The sequence below is a fragment of the Salinimicrobium flavum genome (assembly GCF_042684505.1).
Classification (GTDB): domain Bacteria; phylum Bacteroidota; class Bacteroidia; order Flavobacteriales; family Flavobacteriaceae; genus Salinimicrobium; species Salinimicrobium flavum.
In genome coordinates, this window is the sequence record NZ_JBHULT010000005.1 from 389085 (window position 1) to 411550 (window position 22466).

Consider the following 22466-nt stretch of genomic DNA (forward strand, 5'->3'; position numbering starts at 1 on the left):
ATTTTTCTAAACAGGAAATAGTTTAAATTCGCAGTTGAAAAATAAGCACCAGGATGGCTAATAAAAGAACACTTAAAAGGGATATCAATTACGTAATGGGAGACATTATCGAAGCAGCATACCTGCACCAGATAGCTAACCCAAAGGAAGATCCTGCAAAGTCTGAAGCAGTAGTAGATCAGGCAATTGCAGATTTCGACGAATTGATCGCGAAGATGAACAGGAAGGATGTTGAGAACAAGAAACAACACTTTAAAAGTATCGAAAAAGAACTGGAAGTTAAGGCTACCGCTCTTGTAGAGAAGATAAACGCTTTATAGCAGATCAAGTGCCGATGTAGCTCAGCTGGCTAGAGCAGCTGATTTGTAATCAGCAGGTCGTGGGTTCGAGTCCCTCCATCGGCTCAAGGTTAAAACCTCTCTTTTGAGAGGTTTTTTTATGGAATATACTGAGGGACGAGAAGCCTGTCCCGAGCGCTAGTCGAGGGGAGTCCCTCCATCGGCTCAAGGTTAAAACCTCTCTTTTGAGAGGTTTTTTTATGGAATATGCTGAGGGACGAGAAGCCTGTCCCGAGCGCTAGTCGAGGGGAGTCCCTCCATCGGCTCAAGGTTAAAACCTCTCTTTTGAGAGGTTTTTTTTATGGAATATGCTGAGGGACGAGAATCTCTAAGCAGGTTCCTGGATGAAGATTGGGTAAGTGAATATTTGGTTTAAGATTTAAATTAAAAATAGGACAGCATGCTTAAATCAGGAAATAAAAAAAGGCAGTAAAAACTGCCTTTTTGGTAGGGATATCTTGTTTTGTTTTTACTCTGTCTTTTTCTCCTGTTCCTTTCTTTCCCTTAGGAAATCTTCCAGGCTTTTTCCGTATTTGGAATTCTTTACCTCGGGAGTCAGGACTTTATAGATAGTGTCGAGATATTTGATGTTGGCATCATATACTTCAGAAATTGCCAGATAAGGGGCCAGTTCAAGATCTTTATTGTTAATGGCAAAATTTACGGTGTATAGGTATTTTCTTTTGATTAGGTTTTCATATTCCTTTGAAGTAGAATCTATTCGCGCTCCATTTTTCTCTTTTTGAGCCTGCAGGTTGGCCTGGATTAGCTCAAGGTTCCTGGAATTGAACTGCTGGATCATTTTCCGGTACTCTATGAATTTTTTCTGATTTTCGGAACCCTCTACGATCGCGTCTTTTTCAAAGTTTTTTAAAGTGGTATTGACCACCATTTCCCCCGGCTCTGCAAAGAACATTATCCTGTCATCAAATTCACTGTGATCCACCTTGTTGAGGTATAGATAAAGTACCTGGGGATCCTCGATAAAAGTTTCAAAAGTGAAGTTTTCATTCCCTTTTATTACAACCGAGTCCAGGGTTACCAGTGAAGTATCCTCAATTTTCTGAAGGTACAGTGTTCCTTTTTTCAAGCCCTGAATTTTACCGTTGATGGTAAGGTTCTTTTCATCTTTCGAACAGGCTGTTACAGAGAAGATGATCAACAATAGTAGTCCTAATTTTTTCATGAATCTTTTTAGATAATATGCGCGAAAATATGATAAAAAATAGAGTAACCTAACCTGCCGCAGCAATTTGCATTAATATGGTACTTAATATTGCTCCGTAGGTTCCCACTACATAGCCAAATACGGCCAGGAGCACGCCTACTGTTGCAAGAGAGGGATGAAATGCTGCTGCTACAACGGGAGCAGATGCTGCTCCTCCCACGTTTGCCTGGCTTCCAACGGCCAGAAAAAAATATGGAGCTTTGATCAATTTAGCCACAAGTATCAACAGGCCGGCATGAATTGACATCCACACCAATCCTATAGCTATAAGCCCGGGATTGTCAAAGACCATGGTAAGGTCCATCTTCATCCCAATAGTGGCTACAAGGAAATATATGAACACACTCCCTATTTTACTCGCCCCGGCACCTTCATATTTTTTTGCGCGGGTAAAAGACAGGGCGATCCCAACTGCCGTAGCTATGGTGATCATCCAGAAAAAGGAAGAAGCAAACGAAGATATCGCAGATTTTGTATCATTTACGGCATCAAAATTTGCGATCAGAAAAGCAGAAATCCCTTCTGCTCCCCAATGCGCCAATCCTACTGCACCAAAAGCAATGGCCAGCATGATCATAAGATCTGAAAGGGTAGGATTTCGGGTTACACTTTCAGCGTAGGCAGTAACTTTGTGTTTTAATTCTGTTATGGCAGAGTTGTCTGCTTTTAGCCATTTGTCAATTTTATCGGTTTTTCCAATTCCCATTAACAGGATCGCCATCCAAAGATTGGCTACCACTATATCCACAAGTACCATTCCGCCGTAAAGATCGGGGTTATATTCGAAGATCTCCAGCATTGCAGCCTGGTTCGCTCCACCGCCAATCCAGCTTCCGGCAAGGGTTGAAAGACCCCTCCATACTGCATCAGGACCTACTCCGCCAACGGTTTCAGGTGAAAACATAGAGATCAACAGGATGGCGATTGGTCCGCCGATTATGATCCCAATCGTTCCAGTAAAGAACATTACCAGGGCCTTCACTCCCAGATTATAGATGGCCTTAAGATCAATACTCAGGGTCATTAAAACCAGGGAGGCAGGTAAAAGATACCTGCTGGCTATAAAATAAAGTTCTGAGGTCTCATCAGAAATGATATTCAGGGAATTGAGGATTGCCGGAATCAGGTAACACATCAGCAGTGCCGGCACTACCTTATAAAATTTATACCAGAAACCTGTTTGTTTCGAAGATGTAAAAAAAACGAAGCCAAGGGCGACCATCAAAAGTCCGAGAACTATGGCGTCATTTGTGAAAATAGGGGGATTGTCCATGAATTTACCGTATGAGGGCGGCAAAATACAATTTTTACGGAACTCTTAAAAATATATTAAAACTAAGTCAGATTAAAGAGTTTCTGAAGGCTGAGAGCCACCCCGTCTTTCTTACCCTCATGGGTGATCTCATTGGCAATTTTTAGAATTTCAGGTCTGGCATTTCCTACCGCTATTCCCATACCTGCTGCTTTGAGCATTTCATAGTCATTGTAATTATCTCCAAAAGCCAGGATCTCTTTTAAGGAAAGGTGAAAATATTGGTCCAGCAATACCTTTATGGCGGTTAGTTTGGAAACCCTTTTATTGGCTATTTCCAGGTAGGTAGGTTTTGACCGGTAAAGGTGAAGTTCGTTCCTAAATTCATTTAACAGGTATTTTTCAATGGCATCTATTTTTTCTTCTTTCCCCATACACATGATCTTATGAGCTCCTTTTTTCTGTGCTTCCCATTCCTGGATAACTTCCTTGGCCGGTTTAACTTCCGGTGTTACGCGGGTATTGTTCTCTTCTCTTTTTGCCCATTCATCCATAGCAGGAACAAACCAATCTTCGTTGTTATACAGGCTTAGGTGACAGTCTAAACCAGAGTTGAATTCCTCCAGGCTTTTTACAACAGCGACTGGGATCTCTGTAGAACCCACTTTCTTTCCATCAACAATAATGAGTCCGCCGTTGTAGCAAATGAGCGGCTGGTGCTCAATGTGAAGCTCCTGTTGTAAATGGGTCATGGCCTGGGGCATTCGGGAGGATATCAAAACCACCGGCACCTTTTTTTGCAGCGCCCTGAATACTTCTTTGGTTAATTGAGATAATTCCCGGTCTTTATTAAGTAAAGTTCCGTCGATATCTGTAAAAATGATCTTGTATGGCATTAAAGTTTTTTGATGAATTCTACTATGGCTGGGGTGAGTTGCGGGTGCAATGGAAGCCCGGGTTCATTATAGGATTTGGAATTCTCCAGCTCACTACCTGAAATATTTCTTAGAACATGGTTCATATTTTCTATGAGGAGAAGTTCTGCATCTGGATTGGCCCTTTTAAGGGATTGGGCTTCCTGCTCGCTTATCTGGAGGTCTTTTGTCCCGTTGATCAACAATAACGGCATGTCAAGGTCTGTGATCTTTTCCTTAGGGTCGTACTTCATCCAGGAAAGAATAAAAGGTTGAACCGAAGGCCTGAAGATCATTTCAAGCATTGGGTCATAATTGCGACTGCTGCCAGATTCCCGGAGGTCTCTGAAACTCTGTTCCACATTTTCTGACAGAGACGGCATTTGTAAAGCAACCTGTGAGGTGATGATAGAATCAATGGTTTTGGAAGCTCCCGCTATAGAAATGAAAGCATCTGCTTTTTTTTCCTTCGCAACCACCATTCCTACAAGAGAACCCTGACTGTGGCCAAGGATAATAACCTTACTGAATCTATTTTCTGTTCTGAAATGATCTACGGCAGAGGAAGCATCTTCGATAAAATTTTCAAACCTGATATCCTCTTCTTTTATTCCCAGTTTTGACATATGGAGAATTCGTTTGTCAAATCTGAAGCTGGCGATCCCTTCCCGGGCGAGTTCATTGGCCAGTTTTTTAAAGGAATCATTCTTCATAAAAGATTGGTTCCCGTTCCTGTCAGTAGGTCCCGATCCCTGGATGAGAAGCACCAGGGGAGCAGATGTTTCTGTGGCAGGAGTAAGAAGTGTTCCTTTCACATATTTGTCGACCTCCACTTCTTCACTGTTTAAAGGAGTTTCCTGTCCTATGGCAATCGTAGTGAAGATGAGGAACAAAATGAAAAGATTATATTTCATGAGGGGCTTTTTTAACTGTGGACGGGTGGTATATTTTTATGATCTCTTTTGCCGCAGCCGGTCTTTGAGTACCTATCAGGAATTTTTCATCATCATTGGTGATAATTTGTATGCCTTTGTTACCGGATACTTCATAAGCTTTAGATTTGCTGCCCAGGCCTCTAAGCCCCCAGCCCCCGAATTCCTTGACCGAATTGTACTGTCTTACATGACATTCTTTTATATTTTTCCACTCAAAATGCTTTTTGGTAAAGCCAAAGGGTTTGAACCAGGTGGTAATTCCTTCCCGGTCAATTCTTGTTTCCAGGCGCAAATATAACAGCCCTGCCACAATGGGTAAGGCTATAGCTATACTAATTATTGATACCAGGAGTTGGGTGTTTTCCTTTGCGTCCAGGGTGGCATAATAAGCTGTCCCAACTATTATCAATAATACAGCAAGAATGAACATGAACAACCACCAACGATTAATGAACTGTTTTTCCCGGAATATTTTCATAGGTCCAATTTTTCTCTATTAAAGTTACAAATTTCTTTTATGCTTTGATCATCTTCGGAAAGACTTCAGAAAAAAGGCAGGATATTTGTCTGATAGATAATCTTCCGTGTTTTTTATCTTTGCGGAAATAAATTAAAACTTATGAAATATCTATTACTGGTAGCGGCTGTATTTTTTTCTTCCATTACGTTTGCTTCCGAAGCAGATTGGGGAAGAACAGGACACAGGGCAACAGGGGAAGTAGCCGAAGGACACCTTTCTAAAAAAGCCAAGCAAAAAATAAGAAAATTACTGGATGGGCAAAGTCTGGCATTCGTATCTACCTATGGGGATGATATAAAAAGTGATCCGAAATACAGGTATCTTAATACCTGGCATTATGTGAACATTGATAAGGGTGAAACTGAATATTCGAAGGAAAATGCAAATCCTAAGGGAGATATCATCCAGGGAATTGAGGAGTGCATTACTGTTCTAAAGGATAAGAATACTTCCAAAGATGAAAAAGCATTCTATTTGAAATTGCTGGTTCATTTTGTGGGAGACCTTCACCAGCCAATGCATGCGGGAAGAGGAGAGGACAAAGGTGGTAATGATATCCAGGTTAGATGGTTTGGCCAGGGAAGTAATATTCACCGGGTATGGGACAGCGAAATGATCAATGATTTTCAAATGAGCTATACAGAACTTGCTCATAGTACAGATGAGCTTTCTAAAGAAGAGATCAGACAAATAAAAGCGGGGTCTCTTCTTGACTGGATGTATGAATCAAAGGAACTCAGTACAAGGGTTTACGATTCTGTAGAGATCGGGGAAAAATTAGGGTATGAATATATGTATGAATGGTTTCCTGTTTTACATGACCAGATCCAAAAAGGTGGAATTAGGTTGGCAGATATACTGAACGAAATTTTTGAGGAATAAACCTTTTCCTCTCAACAATGATAAGAAACCCGGTACTTGTTAACCGGGTTTCTTATTTATAAAATCCCCGAAAAGTGAGAATGTACACAACAAAAAATAGAAAACATTCAAGTTTTCTATTTTTTGTTGTGTAATCCATTAAAAATAAATAATTTGCAGGGCCCTACAGCTATAGAAACTTAACCGAAAAAATTTGAGGAAAAACTACTTTCTGAGTGTTATTGGTGTTCTCTTATGTCTTCCGCTGTTTGCTCAGAATCCGGTTAAGACCTATCAGGATAGTGTGGAAAGTCTGGCTAAAGCTGCTAATGAGGCCTATGACAGTTATGATTATAACGTCTCTCAGGAATACTTCCTCGAATTAATAAAACTCGCTTCTACCCGGGACGATAATTATAACCTGCACCGTGGATATAACGGCCTTGGGGTGACCTATGAAGTGCTTGAGGATACCCTTCGCGCAAGAGTGAATTATGAAAAATCCCTGGATTATGCCCGGGCAAGCAACAATGATACTCTCTTATGGTATGCATATAACAACCTGGGGAATATTCTATCTTCAGATAAAAGAACGGTTCAAAAAGGGCTGCAATATTATGAAGAGGCAATAGAGATCGCCTCGCAAATGACCCAGCCGGAAGAAGCTCTTACTCCGGTCATTAATATTGCCTGGACACATCTTGAAAATCATAATTATGACCGGGCTCTTCCGTACTTGCAGCGGGCCTGGACGCTGAGTAAGGAAGAGGAGAACAGGAAGCTACAGAGCAATTTGCTTACCCTCTTTGGAATGTATCATTCAGGAAAGGATGAATTTATCCAATCCAGGGACCATTTTGAACAAGGTATTGACATTGCCGAAAGTGATACTCTTCTTGTAGAAGCTTCTTTTGCCTATAAAGAATTTGCCAAGATGTTGTTTAAGAGCGGGGATTTTGAGGAAGCTTATGCTGCACTTGAGACACATCAGAATAATCGTGAGAAAATATTCCAGAAAGAAAAGAACCATCAGCGGGAAGCCGTTTATGGCAAATTTGAAACTGAAGTTTTAAAGAAAGACCTGGCCCTCGCCCAACGGGAGCAGGAATATAAGGATGAAGTAATCGCCAAGACCAGGCAAATGTCTGTATGGATGGTAGTTTCTTTGGTGATCATGTTCATGTTCCTCATCCTGCTATACAGGAATAACCGTATCAGGAAAAAACTTATTAGGGAACTTAGAGATAAGAACGATGAGCTTGTGGAAGCCAAAGAAGAAGCCGAAAGACTTTCTTTACTTAAAACCAGGTTTTTCTCTACTGTTAGTCATGAATTGCGCACCCCTCTTTATGGTGTTGTAGGTTTGACATCACTTTTGCTCGAAGACAATGAGAATGAAAAGCAACGGGAGGATCTTAAATCTCTTAAATTTTCTGCCGATTATTTGCTGGCTCTTATCAATGATGTACTGCAAATGAATAAAATGGAATCCAACCTGGTCCACCTGGAGAAGATAAATTTCAATATTGAAGAACAATTAATTGGTATCGTAAAATCCTTTGAGACCACCCGGAACCAGAACTACAATATAATTGAGCTGGAAGTAGACCCTAATATTCCAAAGAACCTTATTGGCGATTCGATGCGCTTTTCCCAGATTGTGATGAACCTGGTAGGGAATGCGGTGAAATTTACCGAAAACGGAAAGGTATGGATCAAAGCCAAAAGGATGGAATGTGATTCAGAGGATTGCCTGATCTATTTTGAAGTGGGTGATACCGGACCCGGTATTCCTAAAGACAAGCAAAAAGAGATATTTGAGGAATTTTCACAGTTAAAATCGAATAATTACAACTACCAGGGAACGGGATTGGGTCTGCCTATCGTTAAGAAATTACTTAACCTGTTTGATTCAGAAGTTAAATTACAAAGTGAAGAGGGAAAAGGCTCTGTATTTACTTTTAAGATCAGTTTCCCAATTGGGAAGGAGATCCTGACCCCAACAACGGTGGCAGCCCCTGAAGCGGAAACCGGTAACAGTGGCATCAAAAAAGCATTGATTGTTGATGATAACAGGATCAACCAGGTGATCACCAGAAGGATCCTGGAACAAAAGGATTTTCAATGTAAGGTGGCCAGTTCGGGTGCTGAGGCCATTGATATTTTAAAGTTAGAAGAAATGGACCTCGTATTGATGGATGTCAACATGCCGGGAATGAGCGGGATGGAAGCCACAAAACGTATCAGGGAGTTTAATCCCACCGTCCCAATCATTGCCTTGACGGCAGTAGAAGTGGGGGAGATGCGGGAGGAGATCCTTAGTGCGGGAATGAATGATATTATCAACAAACCTTACAACATTCCGCAGTTCTTCGATACTATTTTAAAGAATTTACTGCAACCGGTAGCATGATGCGCGAAGCGCATTCCAAATTCCAAATTCCAAATTCCAAATTCTAAATTCCAAATTCCAAATTCCAAATTCCAAATTCCAAATTCCAAATTCCAAATTCCGGGGTCAGGATTTAAGCTGAATTTTTCATTCATTTAATAATCCTCAATTCTCAGTATTCAATAAAAAAACCGCCTCTTCGGGAACTTCCTGAAGAGGCGGTTGTACTTATAGGGTTAAGAAAGTCTATTACTTAACCATCTCAAAACTTCGCTTAATGAAAGCAGTAAGTTCTTCCCCTTTTAAAAGGTTCTGAGACAATTTTGCAAGATCGAGGGATTGTTTGATCAATCGTTCTTGTTTCTTAGCGGTCTTGGAGTTCAGGATCTCAGAAATGAGCTCATGATTGGTATTTACCACCAGGTTATACATTTCAGGCATGTTGCCCATCCCGAACATTCCACCTCCGGTTTGCTGCATCTCCTTCATACGTCGCATGAATTCCGGTTGCGTAATGATGAGGGGAGCTGCATTGCTGTCCATTGCCTCCAGTTGGATGGAATATTTTTCTGCAGGGATCACCTTTTCAAAATCGGCTTTCAGTTTCTCTTTTTCCTCATCTGTAAGTTTCGAGATCTTCTCTTCATCCTTCTTGATCAGGTTATCTACATGGTCTGAATCTACCCGTACGAATGAGATCTTTTCTTCTGTAGATTCCAGCTTTTGAAGCAGGTGGGAAACGATAGGGGAATCAAGTAGCAGAACTTCATAACCTTTTTCTGTGGCAGCTTCGATATAACTGTGCTGCGCATCTTCATTGGAAGCATAGAGAATGACCTTGTTGCCATCCTTGTCTGTCTGATTATCCTTTATCTTTTCTGTGAATTCCTCAAAAGTGTAATATTTGTTATCTACCGTAGGGTAAAGGGCAAAGGCCTGTGCTTTTTCAAAAAACTTGTCTTCAGAAAGCATTCCGTATTCAATAACGATCTTTATATCGTTCCATTTCTTTTCGAAATCTTCACGGTTGTTATTGAAAAGAGACTTCAGCTTATCAGCTACCTTCCGGGTGATGTAACTTGAGATCTTCTTCACGGCACCGTCTGCCTGCAGGTAAGACCTTGATACGTTAAGTGGGATATCGGGAGAATCGATCACTCCGCGTAACATGGTAAGGAATTCAGGTACGATCCCTTCAACATTATCGGTTACGTAAACCTGGTTCTGGTAAAGCTGGATCTTATCCTTCTGTATGTTCATATCCTGTCCCATCTTCGGGAAGTAAAGGATCCCGGTGAGATTGAAAGGATAATCTACGTTAAGGTGAATGTGGAACAACGGCTCCTCAAATTGCATAGGATAAAGTTCCCTGTAGAATTCATTATAATCCTTGTTTTCAAGCTCTGTGGGTTGTTTGGTCCAGGCAGGATTGGTGTTGTTGATAATGTTATCAACGGTCTTTGTTTCCGGTTTTGCATCTTCGGGAGCATCTTCGGGTAACTCGATGGTTTCCTCTTTTGTTCCGAATTTAATAGGGATCGGCATGAACTTATTGTACTTAACCAATAATTGTTCAATACGGTGTTCTTCCAGGAATTCCTTGTCATCTTCATTGATGTGAAGGATGATGTCTGTTCCGTGTGTTTTTTTATCGGCTTCTTCCAGGGTGAATTCAGTAGTGCCTTCACAAACCCAATGTGCTGCCGGCTCATCTTTATAAGACTTGGTGATGATCTCCACTTTATTGGCCACCATAAAGGCGGAATAGAAACCAAGACCAAAATGGCCAATAATTCCGCTGTCTTTTGCAGAGTCCTTATATTTCTCAAGGAATTCTTCGGCTCCAGAAAAGGCTACCTGGTTGATATATTTTTCAACCTCTTCCCTGGTCATTCCAATCCCCTTGTCAGAAATGATCAGTTGTTTTTTCTCTTTATCGATCCTCACCTCGATGGTAGGATTGCCATATTCAACCCCTGCTTCTCCAATGCTGGTAAGATGTTTTAGCTTCAAAGTCGCGTCTGTCGCGTTAGAGATCAATTCCCTTAAAAAGATCTCATGATCACTGTAAAGAAACTTTTTTATTAAAGGAAAAATGTTTTCTACAGATACATTAATGTTTCCGGTTGCCATATATTATTCTATTATTTGATTAATGTGGTTTATATACTCAGCCACCTAAGGGCAAAAAATGAACCAATACTATTTCGCTGACAAACTGACATAAGGTTGTAAGGTATGTTCTTTATTTCCGTCAAAGAAGTAGATACTTTTCTTGTATAATCACCAATTACAGACTTTTGTTAAGTATTATCGAATTCTAAAAAGTATAATTTCTTTCAGAAATAAAGAATTGACTATGGCCACAGTAAAAAAAACCGGAAAGCAAAAAGAAGTATTGACCAAAGATCACCTTATCACTTTATATATGGATGAGGTCCTTGAAAAGGAATCTATCCCTGTGACCGTTTACAAATTTTGTAAAACCAATGATGTCAGGGAAGAGGAATTCTACAGTTTCTTTGGAAATTTTGATGCTTTGAAAGAGGCTGTCTGGGTAAGGTTCTTCGAACATTCCCTTGATGTAATGCAGCGGAGTGCCGAGTACGAGACATTTATGGTTAGAGAAAAGGTACTTACATTTTACTATACATTTTTTGAAGTACTCACGGCAAACCGGAGTTATGTGATGCTGAGTCTCAGGGAAAGCAAAAGCCCCCTTAAAAATCTGGAACAATTAAAAGGCCTCCGAAAAGAGGTGAAAGCATTTGCCCGGGACCTGGTAAAGGAAGCTAATGATGAGAAGCAAATGAAGTTGGTGAGGAATTCTGGAACTGTATTTTCTGAAGCGATCTGGCTTCAACTATTGTTCCTTATGAAATTCTGGATGGATGATGCGTCCCCAAAATTCGAGAGTACAGATATCGCCATAGAAAAATCTGTCAACACTGTTTTTGACCTCATGGATAATACAGCCCTTGAACGGGTGCTGGATCTTGGGAAATTTCTCTGGAAAGAAAAAATGGCTTAAGACCTCCCGTTATTTGCCTGCAGGCAGGAATGCCCCTACCATTCTCCTGTGGGCTTTTTTTTTGAAAAAAATATGTATGAAGACTATAGATAAGATCCCCACAGGAAAAATTGGCCGCACCGGAAAAATGGTAACGACCGGAATGAAGGTGGGTGGCAATTATTTGAAATATTATGGGAAAAAGGCCCTTAATTCTGATCTAGGCCGGGAGGAGCTTGACAAGGATAATGCCCGTGATATTTATGACGGGTTAAAAAGTCTGAAAGGAAGTGCACTCAAGCTCGCCCAGATGCTTTCCATGGAAAAGAACCTTTTGCCCGGGGCCTACGTTGAAAAATTCAGTCTTGCCCAGTTCAGTGTGCCACCATTATCGGCTCCCTTGGTGCGAAAGACCTTTAAAAAGTACCACGGTGTATATCCCGAAGACCTTTTTGACACCTTTACCTCCCATTCTGTCAATGCTGCCAGTATTGGGCAGGTGCATAAAGCGGTTAAGGATGGAAAGGAACTTGCAGTAAAGATCCAGTATCCCGGGGTTGCAGAGAGTATAGGGTCAGACCTGGCATTGGTGAAACCTGTGGCCTTGAAGATGTTCAATATAAAAGGTAAGGATGCTGAAAAATTTTTCAAAGAAGTGGAGGGCAAGCTGCTGGAAGAAACAGACTATCTGCTGGAGTTGAAACAAAGCCGGGAGATCTCTGAAGCTTGTGCCCATATTCCAAACATTCGTTTTCCGAAGTATTATGAAGAACTTTCCAGTGAAAAGATCATTACGATGGACTGGATGGAAGGGATACATTTGAGTGAGTTTACGAAAATCAATACAGACGGGAAGAAGGCCAACAAAATTGGGCAGACCCTTTGGGATTTTTATATGTTCCAGATCCACGAGCTCAAGGCCGTTCACGCCGATCCTCATCCTGGGAACTTCCTGATAGATGATCAAGGTGATCTTAATGTCCTGGATTTTGGTTGCGTGAAGAGGTTGCCTGAAGAATTTTACAGTCCCTATTTTGATCTGACTCAGGAAAAGAATTTTAAAGACCCTCAAATTTTGAAGACGCGGTTATACGAGCTGGAGATCCTGAAAGAGGATGACAGTCCTGAGGAAGCTGCTTATTTTTCAGAACTTTATTACCAGATGCTAAGTCTGTTTTCAAGACCGCTTAATTCGGAAAGTTTTGATTTCTCTGATGAAAGTTTCCTGACTGAAATTTCTAAACTCAGCGAAAAGTATAGTAAAGACGAGAAGCTGAGAAAAATGGATGCTAACCGCGGAAGTGAACATTTTATTTACATTAGCAGGACCTTTATGGGACTTTACACCCTTTTGACTGAGTTGAAAGCAAAGGTGCAGACGCGAAGCAAATAATCAGAGCTTGAAGAAAGACAATATGACCACATTAAAGATAAAACTGTTTTCACTACTGTTCATTTCCTCTACCATTCTCTTTTCACAGGAATATTCAGAATTCGACCTTAATAGTGACGGGAAGGTAGATCCCAGGGAATTTGAGGAAGTTTTCGGTGATAGGTTTCATGAATGGGATCAGGATGCTAATGGCCTCCTTACAGAAATTGAGTTCCATGAAGCCGTTTTTGACCGCGTAGACAGCAATAGCGACACATTTTTGGATCCCAATGAGTGGAATGAAGGGTTTGATTATATTTTTGGTGACTTTCTGGGTACTCCGCATAACAACCAGTTCGACGTAGACGGGGACCACAAAATATCCAAAGAAGAATTTCACGGAGGCATTAAATTTTCAGACTTTTTTAGCTTCTATGATGAAAATGGTAACAGCAGCATTGATCCCAAAGAATTACAGAATGGGGTATTTGCCCATTGGGATGAAGACCGTGATCACCTTATTGACCAAAGAGAATATAATACCTTTGGTCCTTATTTTCTGACCGGGGAGTAGGAATAGAAAAAATCATAAAAAGACGCCCGCAATTTGCGGGCGTCTTTTTTGAGAAAACTTTTTTAGTTCTGTAACTCGGGAGTAGCTTTTTCAACTCCGGTTTTCGTTTCTTCTTTATTCTTTACATATTTCTCAAGCCATTGATCCTGTTCCCATAGAACATGTAAAACAGATTCCTTTGCGCTGTAACCGTGGCTCTCCTTTGGAAGGATCACCAGGCGTGCGGTAGCACCCAATCCTTTTAGAGCATTGAAATACCGTTCGCTTTGCATGGGATAGGTACCCGAATTATTATCGGCTTCCCCGTGAATGAGGAGTAATGGGGTTTTCATCTTATCTGCATGCATGAACGGAGACATGTTGTAATAAACCTCCGGGGCTTCCCAGTAGTTTCGTTCCTCACTCTGGAAACCAAACGGGGTAAGTGTCCTGTTGTAGGCACCACTCCGGGCAATTCCCGCGGCAAAAAGGTTTGAGTGAGACAAAAGGTTGGCGGTCATGAAAGCCCCGTAGCTGTGGCCCCCTACGGCAACACGGTCCCTGTCAATATAACCCAGGTCATCTACAGCATCAATAGCCGCCTTTCCGTTTGCTACCAGTTGATCTCTAAAACTATCATTTGGCTCTTCTTCCCCTTCACCAACGATGGGGAAAGAGGCATCGTCCAGCACTACATAACCACGGTTCACCCAATAAATGGGAGAGCCATAGTATGGGTAGGTGAAATCATTCGCATTTGAAGTATTTTGAGAAGCTGAATTCTTGTCCTTAAACTCCCGGGGATAGGCCCATACGATCATTGGAAGTTCTTCAGGGTTCGCCTTATCAAATCCTTCCGGAAGGTAAAGTGTTCCGTTAAGCTCCAGGCCGTCATCACGCTTGTAAGTGATCACCTCTTTACTAACATTTTCTAGGGCTTTGAAAGGATTTTCAAAAAAGGTGATTTGCTCCAGATCTTCAGTTTTGATATTTCTGATGTAATAATTGGGATATTCTGCAGAAGCTTCGATCCTTACCAGGAGCTTACCTTCTTCCATATCAAGAGCCTTCATCAAAGTTTCCTTTTTATCATTGTATGCTGATTGGTAAAGCCGTTCTGTTTCTCCGGAAGTCAGGTCGATCTTATCGGCAAACGGGAATTGTCCTTCCGGGGTAAATCCATCTCCTAATAAATAAGCGGTGCTTTCATTTAATTCCAGGATATCGCGCCCGAATTTGTTCTTGGTGGTCACAAAACTTCCGGGGTCACTATACCTGTCCTGGTAATTTCTGTCAAAAAGAATGGTGGGTTCTTCTGAAGGATTGGAAGGGTTGAAAACATAAGTCCTGGTATTCCTGTTGTTCCACCAGTAATCATAGATCAAAGCTGTATCCTTATTCCCCCATAAAATTCCGGAATAACGGTCTTTGGTCTTAAAGATTGATTCTCCTTCTCCTTTAAAAGGCTTTTCCAGGAGAAAGATCTCATCGCGAAACTCCACCTCATTCTCCGGATCCCCTTCATCGAGAGCTTCAGCATAAACAAGGGTGGCGGGAGCGTCATTTCTCCATTCCAGATTACGCCGGCCTTTCCTTACGGCCATGAATCCTTTTGGAAGATCTTCAATAAGCGGAACTTCATTCACAACACTAACCAACTCTCCTTGTTTCGTGTAGATAATACTTTCCGAAGGAAATCGGTAATACGGCACGAGATAAGAGAAAGGTTTTTTGATCACACTCGTCATAACATAATTCCCATCTGGAGAAAACGAAATATCGTTATACATTTCTGAGTGTTTCCATGTTGACGAAGTACCGTCCAGGTTAACCTTCACCAGTTCAGCACGGGCAAGCTGCTCAAAATTATATTCATCGTTAGGGTTCTTTAATAGGTCCTGATAAGTTCTGTTCTGGGCTTCCTTTCCGTCACTTACAGACACGGTTGGCCCTGTAGGTACCGAAGTTTCAGTATCAATAAGATCTTTACGATCTTTTGGGAGCATTTTCACCAGAAGGGAGGAATTATCCTCAAACCAGTTGATCACATCGCGCATATTGGCATTCAAATGCGGTCCCACGAGCTTTCTGGCTTGTGCAGAAGCAAGATCTGCAACCCATAGTTCCACCCCTTCAGTAGCAGTATGGGTAAATGCGAGCTTTGTTTCATCAGGAGACCAACTGAAGTTGGTAAGACGGGCATCTTCAGGGAGGCCCTTGATCTGGATCGGCTCTTCTCCTTCAAGCGGTTTAACCTCAATATTGTTGAAATAAGTGGCTCGACTACTAATATTGGTTACCGGGTTGATACGCAACCCTGCCAATCGTAGTTCTTCTTCACTAAGCTCGGCAATAGATTTGTATTGGTCCCTGTAAAGGAATATCATCATTTCACCTTTGGTGTCGATCAGGGTTGACGGTGCAAGCGGCACATCAACCAGTTCCAGGATCTCCTGTGGTGGCTTTTGATAGGTCAGGTTTTCCTGCGAATAAAAGCTACCCGTAATAAGTAGCAGGATTAGAAGGCATAAAACATTTTTGTTCATGGACTTTAGGTTTTTTTGATATTTAGGCATTGAAATTAGGGGAATGTTAATCTTTCTTATATTGCACAACAGCATTTTATTAAATGCTTAAATTTAAGAGAAATATTTTTTAAGATCCTAAAATATAAAGAATGTATCAAAGTAAAATTGCAGGGTTGGGAAGTTATGTACCCGAAAATGTGGTGACCAATGATGACCTGGCCAAACTAATGGACACTAATGATGAGTGGATCCAGGAACGAACCGGAATCAGAGAACGCAGACATATAAAGAAAGGTGACGGCAATACTACAGCTACCATGGGAGTAAAGGCTGCCAAAATAGCTATTGAGCGGGCTAAGATCTCAAAAGATGATATTGACCTTATTGTTTTCGCAACCCTTAGTCCAGATTATTATTTCCCAGGTTGTGGAGTACAGGTGCAGGATATGCTGGAAATCAACACCTGCCCGGCCCTGGATGTAAGGAACCAGTGTAGCGGATTCATCTATGCTCTTTCTGTTGCCGATCAATATATCAAGACCGGAATGTATAAGAATGTTTTGGTTATTGGTAGTGAAAACCATAGTGGAGGATTAGATTTTTCAAATCGGGGAAGAGGAGTATCTGTGATCTTTGGTGATGGGGCCGGGGCGGCTGTTTTGACCCGAAGTGACCATAACGGTCAGGGTATTTTGTCAACTCATTTGCATTCTGAAGGAAAACACGCCCTTGAACTTTCATTGAAAGGTCCAAGTACTCTTCACTGGGTTCCTGAGATCATTGCTGAAAATCCGCAGGGTGATGATATTCCGTATTATCCATATATGAACGGGCAATTTGTGTTTAAGAATGCTGTCGTTCGGTTTTCAGAAGTGATTAAGGAAGGTTTGGAGGCAAACGGCCTTGAAGTAAAAGATATTGATATGTTAATACCTCATCAGGCAAATTTGAGGATTTCTCAGTTTATTCAGCAGAAATTTCAACTTGGTGATGATCAGGTTTACAACAATATTCAAAAATATGGAAATACAACTGCGGCTTCTATTCCTATTGCTTTAACCGAGGCATGGGAAAATGGAAAGATCAAAGAAGGAGATACAGTAGTTCTTGCCGCATTTGGTAGTGGATTTACCTGGGCAAGTGCCATCATGAAGTGGTAACTTAAAAAGCTTAAATTAGAGAGGCCTTGAAAATGGCATTTTTGAGACATAATAAAAAACCCGCGACTGTAATAGTTGCGGGTTTTCAGCTAAATTAACAAACTACTAAAACATTCCTCCGCCGTCCTTTTCATTATCATCCCTGTCCTTACGTTTAAGCGCTCCGTTCTTTCCGCCACCAAAACGGTAAGAGAAGCCCAGGTACACATTTTGTGAATCTCCCTGGAAAGTCCCGCGCTGGGAATATGGGATCTCACTGGTGAAGGTGAATTTTTGGGTGTTGAAGATGTCATTAAAATTAATGCTTAAGGTCGCCTTATCCTTTAGGAAGTTGTAGCGGGCACCTGCATTGATAAAGTAAAATTCTTCGGGACTTATTTGTAACATATCTGTACTGCTGCGGTACAAGCCGAACATCTGCAGTGTAAGTTTTTTAGTGACATTCCAGCTTTGAGTAAGCCTGAAGTTCCATGCAGAGCTTTCAACCTCCTGGTATTCTTCTCCCACCATCCCTTTTTCTGTACTTTGGTAAAGTTCAAAACTTGGGTTAATGCTCCACCAGTTAAAAGGTTTATACCTTCCGCTAAGTTCGAGTCCGTAGGCTGTGTTGTCTTCCCAGTTCATATAGGTGAGCAGCATCCTGGAGGGATCTTCGGGATCAATGATCAAGATCTGGCTTATCTCCTGTTCGATGAGCCTGTAGAAAATCCCGCCCGTAAAACTGCCTTTTTCGAAGTTCTGGGTATAGTTCAATTCTATGGAATTTGTGAACTGCGGGTCAAGTTCAGGGTTACCCACCCCTGTTATCCTTGGGGTAGAGAATTCCCGAACAGGATTTACCTGGTTCAGGCCGGGTCGGTCAACTCTTCTTCCGTAGCTCATTTGCAGGGTTTTCATTTCGTTGAACTTATAGGAAACAAAAGCACTGGGGTAAAGGGTTAAATAATCTGTCTCATAGATCTGGTTGTCGTTGAGGACCGCCTCTACGTCATAATGTTCAAACCGGGCGCCAAACTGGTATGACCATTTGTCGAAGTTCTGTCCAAAGGTGGAATAGAACGAATAAATGTTGTTGTCGTAATCATAAAGGGCATCTTCCAGAACGGTATGAGTGGTGCGATAGTCATTAGTACTCCTCCTGAACCTTGCCTCTGCACCCAATTCAAGTTTTGACTTTTCTGAAAGGGGATTCTCATAATCCAAATTTAGGGTGGTGTTGGTGATATCATCATTGACATCATCACTATAGGAGGTGTAATCTCCTGCCCCTTCTCCTGTATAGATGAACCGGGCTTTTTCTGAGTCGTCTGTAATACTGTGATCTGCTTCCATGATAAGGTTATGGCCTTCTTTTTCAAAATCCCTCTTGTACACAAAGTTGTAAGTGCTTGTTGCATTCTCATTCTGAAGAAAGAAATCCTGATAGATATTTCCGGTGGAGGAATCAAAAAGTATATCTGCATCGCCTGAAGGCTCCCCGTCATAGAAATTCTGGTTGGTGTAGACTGAAAAAGTATTCTTGTCATCCAGGTAAAAATCTACCCCTACCTTAAAAAGGTACGATTCACTATCGTTTACAAACCTTATGAGTTCGGTATAATTCCGGGTAAAATTCTCGATCTTCCCCATTTGTTCCCGCTTCCCGCCGTTAGTTCCCAGGTTTCCGAAGAAATTCAGTTTGCCGGTGCGGTAGTTCATATTTAGGGAGCCATTATACCTGGTGTGGTCTCCAATGGTCACGCCGGTGTTAAGGTTACCGTTGAAGCCCAGATTGGAATTCTTGTGCAGAATGATGTTGATGATACCGCTCATACCTTCAGGGTTGTATTTGGCTGAAGGATTGGTGATCAATTCAATGCTCTTGATGGAGGTACTGGGAATTTGCTTTAGCAGTTGTGCAGCGGGAATATTGGTAGGCTTCCCGTCAACCAGGATCCTTACATTGTCATTCCCCCTCATTGAAATATTACCGTCCTGGTCTACAGTGAGGCTTGGTATATTGCCCATAATCTCAGAAGCAGATGCTCCTGCGGTAGTAAGGTCCTTCCCTACATTGATCACTTTACGATCAATTCGCTGTTCTATGGTTGAACGTTCGGCCACCACTTCAACATTTTCCAGCTGGTCTACTGCAGGTTCCAAAAAGATCTCCCCCATGTGAAAATCTTTCTTTTTATCTGAAATAATGACCTCTGTTGAATAGGATTCGTAACCCATAAACTGAATCTGGAACATGTAGGTGCCTTCAGGTAATTTATCGAGAACAAAAGTGCCGTCTACGGCACTTACTGTACCGGTTACGATCTCACCTGCTTCATTCTTTACCGAAATGGTTGCATAGGGAATGGGTTCTTTAAACTCCTGATCCATTACGATACCTGTCACACTACCTAACTCTCCTGATGAATAGCCGATGTTACCATACAAGTTGGTTGCCACCAGGACTACTAATAAAAATAACTGTTTCATTTTTTGACTGATTGATGATGAATTTGTTTGTATTTATTTATTACCCATTACTAGGTAAAACCTAATTCCTGCACCTGCGCTCCCAAAAATAAAGGGAAAGAGGTAAAAGAATTTTCCTGATAACGATACCCGGGATGATTAGCTCCGGGGTGTTCGTCACTTTTCGCTGCCTTACCTTTTAGGTTTCGGTATATATAATAGACTGTCAAAAAAAAGTTTTGTTACACCCATTTGTGATTTTTAAGAAAAAAAACCCACACAAATTTTGTGTGGGTTTAGCACCAGAGCTCTCATAACACTAACCATCAATGTAATTCGAGAGCTTTCATGCGGGAAATATTTCTTAACTTAAAGACTGTTTAAATTTATATTTGTTACACCTACAGCAAAAAAAAACAGAATGGAGAAGAAGACTTTAGTACTTGGCGCCTCAACCAACAGGAACAGATACGCTAATATCGCAATGAACCGCTTAGCCTCCCGTAATATACAAACAGTAGCCATTGGGCTACGAAAAGGGGAGGTGGCAGGAATCCAGATCGAGACCGAAAAACTGCCTTTTGAAGATATTGATACCGTAACCCTTTACCTGGGTCCACCCAGGCAGGAAGAGTATTATGACTATATCATATCCCTGCACCCCAACCGGGTGATCTTTAATCCCGGCACAGAAAACCCTGAATTTTTCCGTCTTCTTAAAGAGAATGGAATTGAAGTCGAGGTAGCTTGTACCCTTATCTTACTTTCTACTGATCAATACTAATCCCAGGAAGGTCAGGAGTCCGTTAAGGATAAGTACAAAGAACCCAAATTCAAATCCAAACCAGGCAAGGCTGTTGATGCTAATGAGATAGGTAAGGATGGGGGAAGCTATGGCTATTGCCGGCACCAGCCTGTCCTTAATGTTCAATCTGGTAAATAATCCAAAACTGTATAGTCCCAGTAGTGGGCCATAGGTATATCCCGCAAAGACAAAGAGTTTCGCGATCACACTTTCATCCTTAATAATATACTTAAAGGCAATGATCACCAGGATCAGGACAACTGAGACTCCTACATGTATCTGTTTGCGCATCCTTTCCTGTTTTTCAGGGGTATATTTTTTTTCAATATCCATGATATCGATACTGAAGGAGGTGGTGAGGGAGGTAAGCGCACTGTCGGCACTACTGTATGCGGCGGCTATTAAACCAAGTATAAAAAAGGTAGCTATCCCTAATCCCAGTCCGCTCTGAGTGGCGAGCACAGGGAAGAGTTCATCTTTGGAAGCATCTATCCCGTTGGTTCGGGCATATTCAGTTAAAAGAACACCTAAAGCCATAAAGAGGAGGTTTACGAAAACCAGTACAATGGTGAACCAGAACATGTTCTTTTGAGCATCCCCCAAATTGCGGCAGGTAAGGTTTTTTTGCATCATATCCTGATCCAGCCCCGTCATAACAATAGTAATAAACGCTCCTGAAATAAATTGTTTCCAGAAATAATCGGCGCTTTTAATATCGTCAAAAAAGAATATTTTGGAGAGTTCACTGTTTGAAATATGGCTTACCAGGTCTCCTCCCTGGATCCCCAGGTCTTCAGAAACATAATAAATACTTACCCCTACAGCAATAAGCATACATAGGGTTTGCAGGGTATCTGTATAAACAATGGTCTTGATCCCCGACCTGAAGGTGTATAACCAAATGAGCAGAATGGTCATGACCACTGTGACCCAAAAAGGTATTCCCAGGGAATCGAAAAGTATGATCTGTAAAACATTAGCCACCAGGAACAACCTGAAACTGGCTCCTACAACCCTCGAAAGAAGAAAGAAGGAGGCACCTGTTTTATAGGAATAATACCCAAACCTTCCTTCCAGATAGGTGTAGATCGATGTGAGGTTCATCCTGTAATAGAGGGGAAGCAACACCAGGCCTATTACCAGGTAGCCTACCACATATCCCAGGACCACCTGCATGTAACTGAACTGGCTCGCCTCCACCCATCCCGGGACAGAGATAAAGGTCACCCCACTCAGAGATGCTCCAATCATCCCAAAAGCAACAATATACCATGGCGACTGCCTGTTAGCCTTAAAGAAGGTGGCGTTATCTGATTTTCTTCCGGTTATCCAGGAGATGAAAATAAGGGTGAGGAAGTAGGCTGCAATTAAAAGGAGGATGTATTGGGGCTGCATTAAGTTCAGAATTTCGGGGCAAAATACAAATAAACCCTAAACGTGCAGCAAAGAGATCGGCGGTTATTTTTATGAAGTCTCATGGAAAAATCCGTATTTTTGGGGCATGGAATTTTCGTCAAAATTACTGGAGGAAGCAGTAAATGAAATGTCCCAGCTTCCGGGTATTGGGCGCCGCACAGCTCTACGTCTTGTGCTACATTTGCTTAAACAACCCGAGTCGCAAACCGTGGCCCTTAGCAAAGCATTACTCGACCTCAAGACCGAAGTGAAATTCTGCAAGAACTGTCACAACATCAGCGATACAGAGCTGTGTGAGATCTGTGCCAATGCATCAAGAAATTCAGAGATCGTGTGCGTGGTGGAAGACATCAGGGATGTGATGGCCATTGAGAATACCAGTCAGTACAGGGGGTTGTATCATGTCCTGGGTGGAAAGATCAATCCTATGGAAGGTATTGGCCCTTCCCAGCTTACCATAAAGTCGCTGGTGGAGAAAGCTAAAAGCGGTAAGATCGATGAGATCATTTTTGCCTTAAGCAGTACCCTGGAAGGGGATACTACGAATTTCTATATTTTCAAGCAACTGGAGGGGCTCGATATTAAGACCAGTACCATCGCCAGGGGTATCTCTGTGGGAGATGAACTGGAATTTGCAGATGAGGTCACCCTGGGCAGAAGTATAACCAACCGGATCCCTTTTGAAAGCTCCCTGAGGAATTAAATAAGAAAGTTGTAATGATCTTTCGGCTAAA

At 41.8% G+C, this 22466-nt stretch carries 18 protein-coding genes and 1 tRNA gene; 10 read left to right on the top strand and 9 right to left on the bottom strand.

The window, feature by feature from the left end; genetic code table 11:
* Positions 1-53: 53 nt before the first annotated feature.
* Both ACFSTG_RS02215 and ACFSTG_RS02220 read left to right on the top strand, forming a co-directional pair.
* The gene (locus ACFSTG_RS02215; RefSeq protein WP_380748023.1) at positions 54-320 is read left to right on the top strand and encodes a hypothetical protein; all 267 of its coding nucleotides are present in this window, start codon (positions 54-56) and stop codon (positions 318-320) included.
* A gap of 10 nt (positions 321-330) precedes the next feature.
* Positions 331-404 (top strand) — tRNA-Thr (locus ACFSTG_RS02220).
* 403 nt (positions 405-807) lie between these two features.
* On the opposite strand, the gene ACFSTG_RS02225 is transcribed toward ACFSTG_RS02220, so the two are convergent.
* The 5 genes from ACFSTG_RS02225 to ACFSTG_RS02245 all read right to left on the bottom strand — a co-directional run bounded on the left by ACFSTG_RS02225 (position 808) and on the right by ACFSTG_RS02245 (position 5145).
* Entirely contained in the window at positions 808-1524 is a 717-nt protein-coding gene (locus ACFSTG_RS02225) for a DUF4369 domain-containing protein (protein ID WP_380748025.1), read from the bottom strand.
* 49 nt (positions 1525-1573) lie between these two features.
* Positions 1574-2839, bottom strand: coding sequence for a DUF819 family protein (locus ACFSTG_RS02230; RefSeq protein ID WP_380748027.1), 1266 nt, complete (start codon positions 2837-2839; stop codon positions 1574-1576).
* A gap of 62 nt (positions 2840-2901) precedes the next feature.
* A complete protein-coding gene (locus ACFSTG_RS02235) occupies positions 2902-3714 on the bottom strand; it encodes a Cof-type HAD-IIB family hydrolase (protein WP_380748029.1) in 813 nt (270 codons plus the stop codon).
* Positions 3714-4646: an alpha/beta hydrolase family protein gene (locus ACFSTG_RS02240; RefSeq protein WP_380748031.1), complete on the bottom strand. Its 933-nt coding sequence runs from the start codon at positions 4644-4646 to the stop codon at positions 3714-3716. The genes ACFSTG_RS02235 and ACFSTG_RS02240 overlap by 1 nt, the downstream gene beginning before the upstream one ends.
* Positions 4636-5145, bottom strand: coding sequence for a hypothetical protein (locus ACFSTG_RS02245; RefSeq protein WP_380748033.1), 510 nt, complete (start codon positions 5143-5145; stop codon positions 4636-4638). Before ACFSTG_RS02245 ends, ACFSTG_RS02240 begins: the two co-directional genes overlap by 11 nt.
* A 141-nt stretch (positions 5146-5286) precedes the next feature.
* On the opposite strand from ACFSTG_RS02245, the gene ACFSTG_RS02250 reads away from it, so the two are divergent.
* Positions 5287-6069 (top strand): S1/P1 nuclease, encoded by a 783-nt coding sequence (locus ACFSTG_RS02250; protein WP_380748035.1) that lies wholly within the window; start codon positions 5287-5289, stop codon positions 6067-6069.
* Positions 6070-6262: 193 nt separating this feature from the next.
* A complete protein-coding gene (locus tag ACFSTG_RS02255) occupies positions 6263-8461 on the top strand; it encodes a response regulator (protein WP_380748037.1) in 2199 nt (732 codons plus the stop codon).
* A 228-nt stretch (positions 8462-8689) separates the two neighbouring features.
* Here ACFSTG_RS02255 and htpG read toward each other — a convergent pair whose 3' ends face one another.
* The gene (gene htpG / locus ACFSTG_RS02260; RefSeq protein ID WP_380748039.1) at positions 8690-10573 is read right to left on the bottom strand and encodes a molecular chaperone HtpG; all 1884 of its coding nucleotides are present in this window, start codon (positions 10571-10573) and stop codon (positions 8690-8692) included.
* Between the two features lie 226 nt (positions 10574-10799).
* On the opposite strand from htpG, the gene ACFSTG_RS02265 reads away from it, so the two are divergent.
* The 3 genes from ACFSTG_RS02265 (at position 10800) to ACFSTG_RS02275 (ending at position 13396) form a co-directional block, all read left to right on the top strand.
* Positions 10800-11471 (top strand): TetR family transcriptional regulator C-terminal domain-containing protein, encoded by a 672-nt coding sequence (locus ACFSTG_RS02265; RefSeq protein ID WP_380748041.1) that lies wholly within the window; start codon positions 10800-10802, stop codon positions 11469-11471.
* Positions 11472-11547: 76 nt separating this feature from the next.
* A complete protein-coding gene (locus tag ACFSTG_RS02270; RefSeq protein WP_380748043.1) occupies positions 11548-12843 on the top strand; it encodes an ABC1 kinase family protein in 1296 nt (431 codons plus the stop codon).
* A 7-nt stretch (positions 12844-12850) separates the two neighbouring features.
* Positions 12851-13396, top strand: coding sequence for a hypothetical protein (locus tag ACFSTG_RS02275; RefSeq protein ID WP_380748045.1), 546 nt, complete (start codon positions 12851-12853; stop codon positions 13394-13396).
* Between the two features lie 62 nt (positions 13397-13458).
* Here the strand turns inward: ACFSTG_RS02275 and ACFSTG_RS02280 are convergent, their stop codons facing one another.
* Positions 13459-15921 (bottom strand): alpha/beta hydrolase family protein, encoded by a 2463-nt coding sequence (locus ACFSTG_RS02280; RefSeq protein ID WP_380748047.1) that lies wholly within the window; start codon positions 15919-15921, stop codon positions 13459-13461.
* Between the two features lie 131 nt (positions 15922-16052).
* Between ACFSTG_RS02280 and ACFSTG_RS02285 the strand changes: the two genes are divergently transcribed.
* Complete coding sequence (locus tag ACFSTG_RS02285) at positions 16053-17063, top strand: 3-oxoacyl-ACP synthase III family protein (RefSeq protein ID WP_380748049.1); 1011 nt, start codon at positions 16053-16055, stop codon at positions 17061-17063.
* A 105-nt stretch (positions 17064-17168) separates the two neighbouring features.
* On the opposite strand, the gene ACFSTG_RS02290 is transcribed toward ACFSTG_RS02285, so the two are convergent.
* Positions 17169-19532 carry a TonB-dependent receptor domain-containing protein gene (locus ACFSTG_RS02290; protein ID WP_380748051.1) on the bottom strand — a complete coding sequence of 788 codons (2364 nt, stop codon included), beginning with the start codon at positions 19530-19532 and terminating at the stop codon, positions 17169-17171.
* Between the two features lie 400 nt (positions 19533-19932).
* Here ACFSTG_RS02290 and ACFSTG_RS02295 point away from each other — a divergent pair, with 400 nt between their 5' ends.
* Positions 19933-20295: a CoA-binding protein gene (locus ACFSTG_RS02295; RefSeq protein WP_380748053.1), complete on the top strand. Its 363-nt coding sequence runs from the start codon at positions 19933-19935 to the stop codon at positions 20293-20295.
* On the opposite strand, the gene ACFSTG_RS02300 is transcribed toward ACFSTG_RS02295, so the two are convergent.
* The gene (locus tag ACFSTG_RS02300; RefSeq protein ID WP_380748055.1) at positions 20272-21711 is read right to left on the bottom strand and encodes a sodium:solute symporter; all 1440 of its coding nucleotides are present in this window, start codon (positions 21709-21711) and stop codon (positions 20272-20274) included. The genes ACFSTG_RS02295 and ACFSTG_RS02300 overlap by 24 nt on opposite strands.
* A gap of 106 nt (positions 21712-21817) precedes the next feature.
* On the opposite strand from ACFSTG_RS02300, the gene recR reads away from it, so the two are divergent.
* Complete coding sequence (gene recR / locus ACFSTG_RS02305; protein WP_380748057.1) at positions 21818-22435, top strand: recombination mediator RecR; 618 nt, start codon at positions 21818-21820, stop codon at positions 22433-22435.
* Positions 22436-22466 lie beyond the last annotated feature (31 nt).